This is a genomic window from Micromonospora sp. NPDC023966 (genome assembly GCF_040639095.1).
In the GTDB taxonomy this organism is placed as follows: Bacteria; Actinomycetota; Actinomycetes; order Mycobacteriales; family Micromonosporaceae; genus Micromonospora.
In genome coordinates this window covers 657,707-670,468 of sequence record NZ_JBEZZJ010000001.1, presented here as the reverse complement: position 1 = coordinate 670,468, position 12,762 = coordinate 657,707, and the positions used below count along the sequence as shown (strand labels likewise).

Here is a 12,762-nt window from a genome sequence, read left to right as displayed (position 1 = left end):
CGGCGCAGCGATCCATGTTTGTCGACTCGACCGAATCGATCTCGACCCCTCGTGTCGTTGATCCTCGCCCGGACGGCTGAAACATGAGTCAGCTACAGGACAAACGGCGGTCGACCGCGTTGAGTGAAGTCATACCTGCGGGGGGTGCAGGGGAAGGCCACGGCGTCGCCGCCGGAGCCCGGCCACGGCCGGTTCGGCGTGCGACGCCGTGGACCTGCAGGCGCCGGGGTCAGTGCCCAATCCGGGTGGTGCCGCCGTAGCGGGGCGCGGTCGAGGTGCGGTCCCGCCAGGTCGTCTCGGTCAGGCTCGGCGCCCACTGGCGCAGCAGCGTCTCCGCGCCGTCGTAGGCCGCACCGAGCACGCCCAGCACCCGGATGGCGATCTCGGCGGCCGCGAGCGCCCCGGACCGGCCGGCGTCCGCGCCCGGGCGGGTGGCGGCGTGCACGGTGACCGCCTCGGCCGAGCGCAGCACGTCGGCCAGCGCCCGGGCCAGCGCGGCCCGGCTGCGCTCCACCCAGTCGGCCAGCGCGTCGGCGTAGCCGGCGGTCGACTCCAGCCGCCCGACCAGGCTCTCCGGCCCCTCGTCGAGGTGCCGGAGCAGGGCGCTGCGCGCCTCGTCGTAGGCCGCGGCGGCCGGCCCGGACCAGGCGACCGGGTCGGCGAGCATGGCGCAGGTGTCGTCGTACCCCCGGACGAGCCGGCGCACGGCGTGGCCGGCGCCGGTCAGCGGCGCAGGGTGCAGGTCGAGGAACTCGCGCACGGCCGCGCCGGGGAGCACCTGCATCCGGCGCAGCAGCGGCCAGAGCCGGTGCCCCTCGGGAGCGCCGCCGGCGAGCAGCGCGTCGACCCGGGCCAGCAGGTCGAGACCCGGCTCGGCGAGCCGGTCGAGCGCGTCCATCAGGCCTCCCGGGCCAGCCGCCGCCCGACGGACTCGTCGGTGGCGGAGTAGCGGTCGGCGGCGCTGCGCAGGGCGGCCGCGGCGGCGGCCAGCCGGGTGGCGGCGGCCCGCGCCTCGCGGGCCCGGTCGCCGGTGGCCGCGGTCCACTGCCGGTGCAGGGCCCGGCCGACCTCGCCGGGCCGGCCGGTGGCGTGGGTGCCGAACGCGGGGTGGGGCGGGTCGGTGGCGGTGACCGTGCGGGCCAGCGTGGCGAGGGTGGCGCCGGCCTCGTCGAGGCGGGCGGCCAGCGCGCGCAACGTCTCCATGTCAGGCTCCCGCCAGCGGCCGGTAGGCCGCGAAGGTCTCGTTGTGCAGCTTCTCCCGGGCCCACTGCGCCGCGTCGGCGGCGGCGGTGACGGCGGCCTGCACCGACCCGGCGACGTCGCGAGGGCTGCGCTGGTGCAGCGGGCCGAGGAAGCGCACGTCGGTGATCCGGCCGCCGGCGGTCACCACCACCTCGACGAGGCCGTCCGGCGAGCGGACGGTGACCTCGACCGTCGCCACCGCCTGGTCGAACTCGGCCTGGAGGGTCTCGATGCGGCGGTAGCGCCGCACCGCCTCCTCGATCCAGGCCTCGTCGATCTCCCCCCGTGGCATCGGCGGACTCCTCCCGACTGACCCCGTCACTGAGCGTGCCGCCATCGTCACGCGGCCACACCGGACCGTACCGCAGTGAACAAAGCCTGTCGATGCCCTGTGGACAGTGGGGGTGCTCAGCCCCGCCACAGGGCGAGCATCATCGCCTCCACCGCGATCCGCGGCTTGACGTTCGCCTCGATCGCCGCCCGGCACTCCAGCACGGCCTCCAGCCGGCGCAGCGCCCCCTCGGCATCCCATTTCTGCGCGCCGGCCCCGGCCAGCGCCGCGGTGTCGGTGTGCACCGGGGCGACCGGCGCCCGCAGCGCCATGGTCAGCGCGTCCCGGTAGAAGCCGGCCAGGTCGACCAGGGCCCGGTCGAGCGCGTCCCGCTGGGCCCGGGTGGCCCGGGACTTCTGCCGCTTCTCCAGGTCCTTGAGCTGACCGGCGGCGCCCCGCATGGCCCCGGCCGCGCCCCGGCCGGTGCCGCCCGCGCCGAGCGCGGTCTGGAGCGCGGTCTTCTCCGTCTCGTCCATCTCGGCCACCGACGCGGCGGCCTCGGCCTCGGCCGCCTCGATCAGGGCGGAGGCGGCGTCGAACGCGGCGCCCACGCCGGTCAGCCGGCGCGGCACGGCGAGCACGGCGTCGCGGCGCTGCCGGGCCTCCGGGTCGCGGGCCAGTCGCCGGGCCCGGCCCACGTGTCCCTGCGCGGCCGCGGCGGCCCACTCGGCCACGTCGGGGGCGATGCCGTCCCGGAGTACGAGCACCTCGGCCACCGCGCCGGCCGGCGGCTGCCGCAGCGGCACGACCCGGCACCGCGACCGGATGGTCACCGAGATGTCGTCCGGGTGGGTGGAGGGGGCGCAGAGCAGGAAGACGGTACGCGGGGGCGGCTCCTCGATCGCCTTGAGCAGCGCGTTGCCGGCGGCCTCGGTGAGCCGGTCGGCGTCCTCGATGACGACGACCTGCCAACGGCCGCCGGACGGCGTGCTGGCCGCCCGCAGCACCAGCGCCCGCATCTCGCCCACGCCGATGGAGAGCCCCTCGGGCACCACCAGCCGGACGTCGGCGTGGGTGCCGGCCAGCGTGGTGTGGCAGCCGGGGCAGCGGCCGCAGCCGGTGCCGTGCACGCACTGCAACGCGGCGGCGAAGGCGCGCGCCGCCACCGACCGGCCCGAGCCGGGAGGCCCCGTGAAGATCCAGGCGTGGGTCATCCCGGCGCCCGGATCGACGCCCTCCGGACCGGCGGGGGCGGGCCCGTCGGTTTCCTCGGCGAGCGCGTCGAGCGCGTCGTCGCCGCCGGTCCGGCCCGCTCCGCCGGCCGCCACGGGAGCGGCGGCACGCAGCAGGGCGGCGGCCGAGGCGGCCGCCCGGCGCAGCGTGACCACCGCCTCGTCCTGCCCGACCAGGTCGGCGAAGACGTCCGTCATCGTGGTGGGCGCTCCATCGTCACCAGCTCCGCGTCGGATAACTCGGGCTGGACCGTGGTGTCGGGGCCCTGGGCCGGGCGCGGGTGCACGATGCCGGCCGGGTCGACGAGCAACTCGTCCACCCGCCGGGCCACCGCCGCGGCGATCTCCTCGACCGGGCGGGACGCGTCGAGCACCAGGTAGCGCTTGGGGTCGGCGGTGGCCAGGTCGAGGAAGGCGTACCGGACCCGCTCGTGGAACGGGAGCGACTCGGCCTCCAGCCGGTCGGCGCCCCGGTTGCGGGAGTCGACCCGGGACCGGCCGGTGCGCGGGTCGACGTCGAGGAGCACCACCAGGTCGGGCTTGAGCCCGCCGGTGGCCCACGAGGAGAGCCAGGAGACCTCCTGCACCGGCAGGGTCCGCCCGGCCCCCTGGTACGCCAGCGACGAGTCGACGTACCGGTCGCTGATCACCACGGCGCCCCGGACCAGTGCCGGCCGGACCACGGTGGCCACGTGGTGGGCCCGGTCGGCGGCGTAGAGCAGCGCCTCGGCGCGCGGCGACGGGGCCTCGTCGCCGGAGGTCTCCAGCACCAGCGCGCGGATCCGCTCGCCGATGCCGGTGGCCCCCGGCTCCCGGGTGACCACGACGTCCCGGCCCTGCCCGCGCAGCCGGTCGGCGAGCGCGGCGAGCTGGGTGGACTTGCCGGCGCCCTCGCCACCCTCGAAGACCACGAAGAGGCCGTTGGAGACGAAGGGCTCCGCCGGCATCAGCGGGCGGCCCCGGATCGAGCCCCAGAGGTCGGCCAGGACCGGCACGCCCTTCTTGTCGTCCATCTGCCCGAAGGCGCTGATCCCGGCGAAGATGCCGGCGGCGCCCGCGGCGAGCAGCAGCAGGCGGGTCGAGGAGACCGAGATGCCCAGGTCGGCGATGGTCAGCTGGCGGGAGCCGCCGACGCCGACCAGGAGGCTGCTCAGCGCGATGGCGAGGATCAGCACCAGCCGGGTGCCGATCTGCACCACCGCGAAGACCCGGCCGCGCACCTCGTCGGCCACCTCGCCGCCGAGCAGCGTGGTGCCGGCCAGGAAGGCCATGCCGGCGCCCGCGCCGACCAGGATCGCGCCGAGCATCGCCATGGACAGGTGGATGGCGAAGGCGAGCACCAGCACGGAGGCGCTGGCCAGCACGATGCTCATGCCGAACCAGCGGCGCCGGGACATGTCCCGGACGATCATCGGGCCGGCCCCGATGCCGATCGCCAGGCCGATGAAGATCGCGCCGAAAAGCAGGTAGAACGCGGCGTCACCGGCGCCGAGCGAGGCGGCGAAGAACTTCGCCGTGCCGATCACGATGCCGCCACCGGCGAAGGCACCGAAGATGCCCAGCACGAGGCCGCGGACCAGCGGCGTCTGGCCGATGAACCGCCAGCCCTCGGTGAACTGGCGCGTCATGCTCTGCTCGGTGCGCTCCCGCTCGGCGGCCTGCGCCTGGCTGATCTCCTTGATCCCGACGGCCACCACGATCGCGGTAGCCAGCCGGGAGAACGCGTTGAACCAGAGGGCGAGCTGCGCCGGCTCCGCCCAGGACGGCATCTCGCCGCCGGTGATCCCGCGGATGCTCCGGTCGAGCACCGCCAGGCCGATGGCCGCGGCGATCGGGGTGAGGCCGTACGTGGTGATCAGGGTGAGCTGGTTGGCGGTCTCCAGCCGGGCGCGCGGGATGAGGTTGGGGACCGCGGCCTCCTTGGCCGGGATCCACATCAGGGTGACCGTCTCGATCAGGAAGGTGGCCACCAGCGCCCAGCTGACCACCACCCCGCTGCCGGCCCCGGTGAGCGCGACCAGCGGGATGGAGGCGAAGAGCAGGAAGCGCAGCACGTCGCAGATGACCATCGTCCAGCGCCGGTCGAACCGGTCGGCGAACACGCCCGCCACCGGCCCGAGCAGCAGCGCCGGGAGCAGCCGGATGGCGATGGTCGTGCCGAAGGCGGCACCCTTGGCGGTGCTGCCGGAGACCTGGGCGGCGGCGAAGACCGAGGTGGCGAGCAGGCCGAGCCAGTCGCCGAAGGAGGCCGCGCCGAGCACGATCCAGAGCCGGCGGAACGGCCGGATGCGCAGCACCGAGCGGATGGCGGCGGCTCCGGAGCGGTCAGCCTGCGCCGCGGGCGACGACACGCCGGGCGACTCGCCGTTGTTCTGGCTTTCGATGGCCGTACCTCCACGTGCCGGCCCAGAGCTGGGCATCCCCGGTGGAACACTCTAGTCGGGGCGAGATGCGTCCCCCTCCGCGACATTCGCCTGCTCGCCGAGCCTAGGCCGCCGGGACCACCGCCCGCAGCCCGGACAGACGCGAGGGTATTTCGCATTGTCGTCCAGACAGTTAGCGTGCACACGTGGCCACCGACCGAGACAAACTTCGCGATCGCCTCGATCGGGCGACCGCCCACCTCGACCCGCCGTACGCCGTGGTCGATCTCTCCGCGTTCGATGCCAACGCCGAGGCGCTGGTCGACCGGGCCGCGGGCAAGCCGGTCCGGATCGCCAGCAAGTCGGTCCGGGTCCGCGAGCTGCTGACCCGGGCGCTGGGCCGGCCCGGCTGGCGCGGCGTGATGGCGTTCACCCTCCCCGAGGCGCTCTGGCTCGCCCGCAGCGGCGTCAGCGACGACGTGCTGGTCGCCTATCCGACCGCCGACCGGCGGGCGCTCGCCGAACTGGCCGCCGACCCGGCGCTCGCCGACGCGGTGACCCTGATGATCGACGACGCCGGGCAGCTCGACCTGGTCGACCAGGTCTGCCCGCCCGGACGCCGGCCGGCGCTGCGGGTCTGCCTCGAACTGGACGCCTCCTGGCGACCCCTCGGCGGCCGGGTGCACGTCGGCGTGCGGCGGTCCCCGGTGCACAGCGCCGGGGCGGCCGGCACGCTCGCCGCCACCGTCGCCGGCCGGCCGGGCTTCCGGCTGGTCGGCCTGATGTCGTACGAGGCGCAGATCGCCGGCCTCGGCGACGCCCCGCCCGGGCAGGCGCTGCTGGGCACGGCCATCCGGGTCACCCAGCGCGGGTCGTACCGGGAACTGCTGGCCCGCCGGGCGGCCGCGGTCGCCGCGGTACGCGAGCACGCCGACCTGGAGTTCGTCAACGGCGGCGGCACCGGCAGCGTGGCCGCCACCAGCGCCGACCCCGCAGTCACCGAGGTCACCGCGGGCTCCGGCCTCTACGGGCCGACGCTCTTCGACGCGTACCGTGCCTGGCGGCCGACCCCGGCGGCGTTCTTCGCCTGCGCGGTGGTCCGCCGCCCGGGGCCCGGGCTGGCCACCGTGCTCGGCGGCGGCTGGATCGCCTCGGGCGCGGCCGGGGACAGCCGGCTCCCCCGGCCGTGGCTGCCGGCCGGGTTGAAGCTGCTGGGCGCGGAGGGCGCGGGCGAGGTGCAGACCCCGCTCGCCGGCGACGTCGCGACCGCCCTGCGGATCGGCGACCGGGTGTGGTTCCGCCACGCGAAGGCCGGCGAGCTGTGCGAGCACGTCAACGAGGTGCATCTGGTCGACGGCGACAGCGTGGTGGCCACCGTGCCGACCTACCGCGGCGAGGGCCACGCGTTCCTCTAAATGGTGACGGCGGGCCCCGGCACACCTCGGGAACCCGCCGCTCGTCGTCTGCCCCGGTCGCACCCCGGGCAATCGCACCTTGCCGTCACCGCCGGCACCAGGCGGCGACGTCCTGCTCAACCCTGCTGGACGGCCTCCGTCCGGGCGTCGACCTGCCGGTGCAGGTACTCCCGGATGAGCGCCTTCGCCTCGACCAGCACCCGCTCGTCGCCCTCGGTCCGCCGGCGGAACGCCAGCTTGATGAGGGAGTCGGCCGCCTCCACCGCGACCTCCAGGTGGAACCGGAGGTCGGGCACGCCGGCCAGACCGAAACGCTCCGTGAGCACCCGGGCGAGCTGATCGGCGATCACCCCGTTGTTGTCCCGCTGCTCGTCGAGCAGGTGCAGGTCGACCACGTCGCCGAAGTGCAGGGTACGAAATCCCGGGACCGTGCGGTGCATCGAGATGTACTCGTCGATCGCCGCGTCGACACCGTCCCACCAGTGGGTCAGGTCGGGCGAAGAGAACCGCTCGTCGAGCCGCTGGAGATAGGACTCCATCGTGCGCAGCGTCAGCGCCTGCACGATCGCCCGCTTGTCCGGAAAGAACTGGTAGACCGACCCGATCGCCACCTCGGCACGCTCGGCGAGCAGGGTCGTGGTCAAACCCTCGTACCCCACCTCGTCGACGAGCTCGGCGCAGGCGTCCAGCATTCGCTGGACCCGCGCGACACTTCGACCCTGCACCGGTACCCGACGCAGCGGCCCGGTCGTGGCGGCTGGTGTGGACACTCGGCGCCACCCCCCTTCGACGGATGAACATATCTGCACGTCACGACTCTGTGACTACCGGTACAACGAGCCGGGCTCGATTGCGGTATTTACCAGGTACAACGTTCCTGATATGAAGTCAGTTCATATTCACGTCGAGGAGCGTCCATGGTCGGCACGCCAGCCGCCTGGTCCAACTGGGCCGGCAACCAGCGCAGCACCGCCGCCCTCACGGTGCGCCCGCGCACCGTCGAGGAGGTCGCCGAGGCGGTCCGCCACGCCGCCGACACCGGCCGGACCATCCGGGCGGTGGGCAGCGGACACTCCTTCACCGCGACCGCCGTCGCCGACGGGCACCGGCTCGACCTCGCCGACCTGGACACCGGGGTCAGCGTCGACCCCGCTCGCCGTCTGGTCACCGTACCGGCCGGAATGACGCTGCACACCCTCAACGACCTGCTCGCCGGCCACGGCCTGGCGCTGCCCAACCTCGGCGACATCGACGCGCAGACGGTCGCCGGGGCGCTCTCCACCGGCACCCACGGCACCGGCGGGAAGCTCGGCTGCCTGTCCACCTTCGTCACCGCGCTGACCCTGGTGACCGGAACCGGCGAGGTGCTGCGCTGCTCCGCCGACGAGCACCGCGACGTGTTCGCCGCCGCCCGGGTCGGGCTCGGCGCGGTCGGAGTGCTCGTGGAGGTCACGCTGCGGTGCGTCGACGCCTTCGTGCTCCGCGCGCACGAGCGGCCCGCGGCCCTCGCCGCGGTGCTCGACGACCTGCCCGGCCTCGTCGAGCAGCACGACCACGCCGAGTTCTACTGGTTCCCCTACACCGACCGGGTGCAGGTCAAGACCAACGACCGGGTACCCGCCGACGACCAGCCGCTGCCCCGCTGGCGCGGCTGGCTCGACGACGAGTTCCTCTCCAACACCGTCTTCGCCGGCGCCTGCCGGCTGGGCCGCGCCGTGCCGGCGCTCGCCCCCGGGATCAGCGCGGTCTCCGCCCGGGCGCTCACCGAACGCACCTACACCGGCCGCTCCGACCGGGTCTTCTGCACCCCGCGCCGGGTCCGCTTCGTGGAGATGGAGTACGCGCTCCCGCGCGCCGCCCTGCCCACCGCGCTGGCGGAGCTGCGGCGGATCGTGGACCGGCTGCCGTTCAAGGTGCTCTTCCCCGTCGAGGTGCGGTTCACCGCCGCCGACGACATCTGGCTCTCCCACGGATACGGGCGGGACTCCGCGTACGTCGCCATCCACCAGTACGTGGGGACGCCCTACGAGCCGTACTTCCGCGCTTTCGAGGAGGTCACCACGGAGCTGGGCGGCCGGCCCCACTGGGGCAAGCTGCACTGGCGAACCGCGGAGTCCCTGGCCACGGCCTACCCGAAGTTCACCGACTTCCTGAAGATCCGCGACCGCCTAGACCCCCATCGCCGCTTCACCAACCCCTACCTGAACCAGGTGCTGGGCGCCTGACCGCAGAAGATCTTGGAGGGAACTGGCCCTCATGGGGACCCTTTCCTTCCAAGATCTCGGCGAGCCGTCAGCCGCGCCAGCCGGCGGCCTGGAGGGCGGCGCGGAGTTGGGCGACGACTGTGTCGGGGTCTGCGCGCAGGGCCCACGAGGGGAACCGGAGGACGCGGTCGCCCTCCACCCACAGGTCGTTCTGCCGGCGCATGTCGGCCCAGGCGTGGGCCGGGTCGAGGTGCTGGCCGCCGTCGACCTCGACGTGCACCCGCCACTCCTCGAAGTACGCGTCCAGGTAGCGGCGCCGCCCGGCCGCGTCCCGCCGGACCTTCTGCCGGGTCGGTTCGGGGAGCCCGGCCCGGCGGACCAGGCTCAGAAGGTCCAGCTCGGCCAGCGAGTGGGCGCCACCGGCGGCGTCCGCGGCGGTGCCCAGGATCAGCCGGCGCCGGCGGAGGCGTGGCATCCGGTCGACGACCTCCTGCAGATCGTCACCGCCCACCAACCGCTGCTGGAAGGCCGCCGCCACAACGGCCCGGGCCTGCCCGTCGGTGGGAGCCCACTGGGCCGCGTCGATGATCGACCGGGCGGCTGCCGTCCCGGGGTGGCTGCCCCTGCGGCAGCACGTCCCGGTCGGGTAGGTGGCTGGTCCGGTGCGCCCGAACACCGCTCGGCAGCGGGGAACGACGACGGGCCGCCGATAGCAGCAGGTGCACGACCCGGTCGGGGAACCCGCGCAGGCCGCCCGCCTGGGCGGCGGTGAGCCCGCCGAGCAGCGCGGTGGGACCGGCGGCCAGCACGGCGATCCAGCGGAGCTGGGCTGGAGCGACCGGGCCGTTGTGTGCGACGAGCACGGCACGGTGCACCTGGTGCCAGCGACCGGTCGCCACCCGGTGCCGGATCGCCTTGCGGGTCAGGTGCTGCCGCGCCTGCGCCAAGGAGAGCACGTCGTCCTGCCGAAAGAGCAGCCAGGTCAGCTCGTCCGCGTCGTCACCCGGCAGCGCCCGCCGCAACTCCGCCCAGGAAGTCCCCACCCACCGACCCTGCCCCGGCGTGCCTCTCTCCCGCCGCCCCTGTGGACAGAGAAAAAGATCTTGGAAGGAAGTGGCCCCCATGAGGGCCCTTTCCTTCCAAGATCTCGAAGAGGAGCGAGTTACTCCGGAGAGGTGGTGGCCTTCTTCGGGGCCGCCTTCTTGGCGGGGGTCTTCTTCGCCGTGGTGGTCTTTGCTGTCGTGGTCTTCTTGGCGACCGTGGACTTGGCGGCGGCGGTCTTCTTGGCCGCCGTCGTCTTCTTGGCCGGGGCGGCCTTCTTCGCCGCCTTCTTCTTCGGCGCCGGACCCTTCGCCCGCTTCTCGGCGAGCATCTCGGAGGCCTCCTCGAGGGTCAGCGCCTCCGGGGTCTGCCCGCGCCGCAGCGAGGCGTTGGTCTCCCCGTCCGTGACGTACGGCCCGAACCGCCCGTCCTTGATGACCAGCGGCTTCTCGGTCGCCGGGTCGTTGCCCATCTCCCGCAGCGGCGGCGCGGCGGCCCGGCGCTGCCGGGTCTTCGGGGCGGCCAGCAGGGCGAGCGCCTCGTCCAGCGTGACGGTGAACATCTTGTCTTCCGAGTCCAGCGAGCGGAACTCGTCACCGCGCTTGACGTACGGGCCGTAGCGGCCATTGTTGGCGACGACCTCGTTGCCCTCGGGGTCGGTGCCGATCAGCCGGGGCAGGCTGAGCAGCTGCAGCGCCTGGTCGAAGGTGAGGCTGTCCGGCGACTGCGAGCGCAGCAGCGAGGACTTCCGCTCGCCGCTGGCCACGTACGGGCCGAACCGGCCGGACTTGAGCAGGATCGGCTCGCCGGTGGCCGGGTCGTCGCCGAGCTTGCGCTCGCCCCCGCCGCCGAGGAACAGCTCGTGCACCTTCTCCGGGGTCAGCTCGTCGGGGGCCAGCCCCTCGGGGATCGGCGCCCGGTCGCCCTGGCCGCCGCCCTCCTCGCCCTCCGCGGCGGGCGCGGGCTGCTCACCCGGCAGCGCCCGCTGGAGGTACGGCCCGTAGCGGCCGACCCGGACGACGACCTCGCGCCCGTCGTCCTCGGTGAAGAGCGGGATCGAGTTGACGCTGCGGGCGTCGATGTCGCTGAGGTTCTCGGTGACCAGCTTCTTCAGCCCGCCCGCGTGGGCGATGGCCTGGTCGCCGGTGCCGTTGGCGCTGCCGAAGTAGAACGAGGTGAGGAAGTCGACCGCGGCGTGGTCACCGCCGGCGATCTCGTCCAGCTCGTTCTCCATGCTGGCGGTGAAGTCGTAGTCGATGAGGCGCGGGTAGTGCCGCTCCAGCAGCCCGATCACCGCGAACGCCAGGAACGACGGGATCATCGCCTGGCCGCGCTTGAAGACGTACCCGCGGTCCTGGATGGTCTGCATGATCGACGCGTACGTCGACGGGCGGCCGATGCCCAGCTCTTCCAGGGCCTTGACCAGCGACGCCTCGGTGTAGCGGGCGGGCGGCTGGGTGTGGTGGCCCTGGGCGGCCAGCTCGTCGGCGGTCAGCGGCTGGTCCTTGGTCAGGGTGGGCAGCCGCCGCTCGGCGTCCTCGGCCTCGGCGTTCTCGTCGTCGCTGGACTCGACGTAGGCGCGCAGGAAGCCGGGGTCGGTGATGGTCTTGCCGCTCGCGCCGAAGTCGACCTCCTCGCCGGCGGAGGAGATCGCCCGGATGCGCACCGAGACGCTGGAGCCGACCGCGTCGGTCATCTGCGAGGCGATGGTGCGCCGCCAGATCAGCTCGTAGAGCTTGAACTCCTCGGCGGACAGCTCCTTGGCCACCTCGCCCGGGGTGCGGAAGTTGTCCCCCGCCGGGCGGATCGCCTCGTGCGCCTCCTGCGCGTTCTTCACCTTGCCGGTGTAGCGGCGCGGCTCCGGCGGCACGCTGCGCTCGCCGTAGAGCTCGGCGATCTGCCGGCGGGCCGCCGCGATGGCGGTCTCCGACAGGTTCACCGAGTCGGTACGCATGTAGGTGATGTAGCCGTTCTCGTAGAGCCGCTGCGCGGTGCGCATCGTCTGCTGGGACGAGAGCCGCAGCTTGCGGGCCGCCTCCTGCTGCAGGGTCGAGGTGATGAACGGCGCGTACGGGCGGCGGCGGTAGGGCTTCTCCTCGACCCGGGTGACCGTGAACGGCCGCCCCTCCAGTCGCGCGGCCAGCCCCCGGGCGCCGCTCTCGTCGAGGTGGACCACCCCGGCGCCGGGCTTGACCCGACCGGTGGTCGGCTCGAAGTCCTTGCCGGTGGCGATCCGGTCGCCGCCCAGCGCGATCAGGGTGGCGTTGAAGGTGCGCGGCCCCTCGCCGGGGTTCGCCACCGCCAGGGTGGCCAGGATGTCCCAGTACTCGGCGGTGCGGAACGCCATCCGCTGCCGCTCCCGCTCGACCACGATCCGGGTCGCCACGGACTGCACCCGGCCGGCGGAGAGGCCGCTGCGGACCTTGCGCCAGAGCACCGGGGAGACCTCGTAGCCGTAGAGCCGGTCGAGGATGCGGCGGGCCTCCTGGGCGTCGACCAGGTCCCGGTCGATCTCCCGGGGGTTGGCCACCGCGGCCTGGATGGCCGGCTTGGTGATCTCGTGGAAGACCATCCGCTTGACCGGCACCTTGGGCTTCAGCGTCTCCACCAGGTGCCAGGCGATGGCCTCGCCCTCGCGGTCCTCGTCGGTGGCGAGGAAGATCTCGTCCACCTCCTTGGCCAGCGACTTCAGCTTGGTGATCTGCTTCTTCCGGTCGGCGGAGACCACGTAGAGCGCGGCGAAGCCGTTGTCCACGTCCACGCCGAGCCGGGCCCAGGGCTTGTCCTCGTAGCCGGCCGGGATCTCGGCGGCGTTGCGGGGCAGGTCCCGGACGTGGCCGAAGCTGGCCTCCACGACGTACCCCGGGCCGAGATAGCCCGAGATCGTCTTGGCCTTCGCCGGTGACTCGACGATGACCAGACGGGTGGTTCCAGCGTTGCTCGGCACGTCTCTCTCCGACCTCACTCCTACGCAATGCCCGCTTCGGGCCGTGT

The 12,762-nt window shown here is 73.8% G+C and carries 11 protein-coding genes; 2 read left to right on the top strand and 9 right to left on the bottom strand.

Annotated elements, in window-relative coordinates; all coding sequences use genetic code 11:
• Window positions 1-229: 229 nt before the first annotated feature.
• The 5 genes from AB0F68_RS03240 to tmk all read right to left on the bottom strand — a co-directional run bounded on the left by AB0F68_RS03240 (window position 230) and on the right by tmk (window position 5,096).
• The gene (locus tag AB0F68_RS03240) at window positions 230-898 is read right to left on the bottom strand and encodes a hypothetical protein (RefSeq protein ID WP_357332595.1); all 669 of its coding nucleotides are present in this window, start codon (window positions 896-898) and stop codon (window positions 230-232) included.
• Window positions 898-1,203: a type VII secretion target gene (locus AB0F68_RS03235; RefSeq protein WP_357332593.1), complete on the bottom strand. Its 306-nt coding sequence runs from the start codon at window positions 1,201-1,203 to the stop codon at window positions 898-900. Before AB0F68_RS03235 ends, AB0F68_RS03240 begins: the two co-directional genes overlap by 1 nt.
• A gap of 1 nt (window position 1,204) precedes the next feature.
• Window positions 1,205-1,534 carry a YbaB/EbfC family nucleoid-associated protein gene (locus AB0F68_RS03230; protein WP_099162865.1) on the bottom strand — a complete coding sequence of 110 codons (330 nt, stop codon included), beginning with the start codon at window positions 1,532-1,534 and terminating at the stop codon, window positions 1,205-1,207.
• Window positions 1,535-1,650: 116 nt separating this feature from the next.
• Window positions 1,651-2,943, bottom strand: a complete 1,293-nt coding sequence (locus tag AB0F68_RS03225; protein WP_357332590.1) for a DNA polymerase III subunit delta' — start codon at window positions 2,941-2,943, stop codon at window positions 1,651-1,653.
• Window positions 2,940-5,096 (bottom strand): dTMP kinase, encoded by a 2,157-nt coding sequence (gene tmk, locus AB0F68_RS03220; RefSeq protein WP_357332588.1) that lies wholly within the window; start codon window positions 5,094-5,096, stop codon window positions 2,940-2,942. The genes AB0F68_RS03225 and tmk overlap by 4 nt, the downstream gene beginning before the upstream one ends.
• 218 nt (window positions 5,097-5,314) lie before the next feature.
• Here tmk and AB0F68_RS03215 point away from each other — a divergent pair, with 218 nt between their 5' ends.
• Window positions 5,315-6,523: an amino acid deaminase/aldolase gene (locus AB0F68_RS03215; protein ID WP_357332586.1), complete on the top strand. Its 1,209-nt coding sequence runs from the start codon at window positions 5,315-5,317 to the stop codon at window positions 6,521-6,523.
• Between the two features lie 116 nt (window positions 6,524-6,639).
• On the opposite strand, the gene AB0F68_RS03210 is transcribed toward AB0F68_RS03215, so the two are convergent.
• Window positions 6,640-7,215, bottom strand: a complete 576-nt coding sequence (locus AB0F68_RS03210) for a TetR family transcriptional regulator (protein ID WP_357332884.1) — start codon at window positions 7,213-7,215, stop codon at window positions 6,640-6,642.
• Between the two features lie 225 nt (window positions 7,216-7,440).
• On the opposite strand from AB0F68_RS03210, the gene AB0F68_RS03205 reads away from it, so the two are divergent.
• Window positions 7,441-8,748, top strand: coding sequence for a D-arabinono-1,4-lactone oxidase (locus tag AB0F68_RS03205; protein WP_357332584.1), 1,308 nt, complete (start codon window positions 7,441-7,443; stop codon window positions 8,746-8,748).
• Window positions 8,749-8,815: 67 nt separating this feature from the next.
• On the opposite strand, the gene AB0F68_RS03200 is transcribed toward AB0F68_RS03205, so the two are convergent.
• The 3 genes from AB0F68_RS03200 to topA all read right to left on the bottom strand — a co-directional run bounded on the left by AB0F68_RS03200 (window position 8,816) and on the right by topA (window position 12,715).
• Window positions 8,816-9,238 carry a DUF559 domain-containing protein gene (locus AB0F68_RS03200; RefSeq protein ID WP_357332582.1) on the bottom strand — a complete coding sequence of 141 codons (423 nt, stop codon included), beginning with the start codon at window positions 9,236-9,238 and terminating at the stop codon, window positions 8,816-8,818.
• A complete protein-coding gene (locus AB0F68_RS03195; protein ID WP_357332580.1) occupies window positions 9,228-9,770 on the bottom strand; it encodes a hypothetical protein in 543 nt (180 codons plus the stop codon). Before AB0F68_RS03195 ends, AB0F68_RS03200 begins: the two co-directional genes overlap by 11 nt.
• 119 nt (window positions 9,771-9,889) lie before the next feature.
• Window positions 9,890-12,715 (bottom strand): type I DNA topoisomerase, encoded by a 2,826-nt coding sequence (topA, locus tag AB0F68_RS03190; protein WP_357332578.1) that lies wholly within the window; start codon window positions 12,713-12,715, stop codon window positions 9,890-9,892.
• Between the last annotated feature and the right edge of the window lie 47 nt (window positions 12,716-12,762).

Excerpts from the sequence above, each read along its gene's own strand:
- AB0F68_RS03240 (WP_357332595.1), bottom strand. The coding sequence starts at position 898 with ATGGACGCGCTCGACCGGCTCGCCGAGCCGGGTCTCGACCTGCTGGCC.
- AB0F68_RS03235 (WP_357332593.1), bottom strand. The coding sequence starts at position 1,203 with ATGGAGACGTTGCGCGCGCTGGCCGCCCGCCTCGACGAGGCCGGCGCC.
- AB0F68_RS03230 (WP_099162865.1), bottom strand. The coding sequence starts at position 1,534 with ATGCCACGGGGGGAGATCGACGAGGCCTGGATCGAGGAGGCGGTGCGG.
- AB0F68_RS03225 (WP_357332590.1), bottom strand. The coding sequence starts at position 2,943 with ATGACGGACGTCTTCGCCGACCTGGTCGGGCAGGACGAGGCGGTGGTC.
- AB0F68_RS03210 (WP_357332884.1), bottom strand. The coding sequence starts at position 7,215 with ATGCTGGACGCCTGCGCCGAGCTCGTCGACGAGGTGGGGTACGAGGGT.
- AB0F68_RS03205 (WP_357332584.1), top strand. The coding sequence starts at position 7,441 with ATGGTCGGCACGCCAGCCGCCTGGTCCAACTGGGCCGGCAACCAGCGC.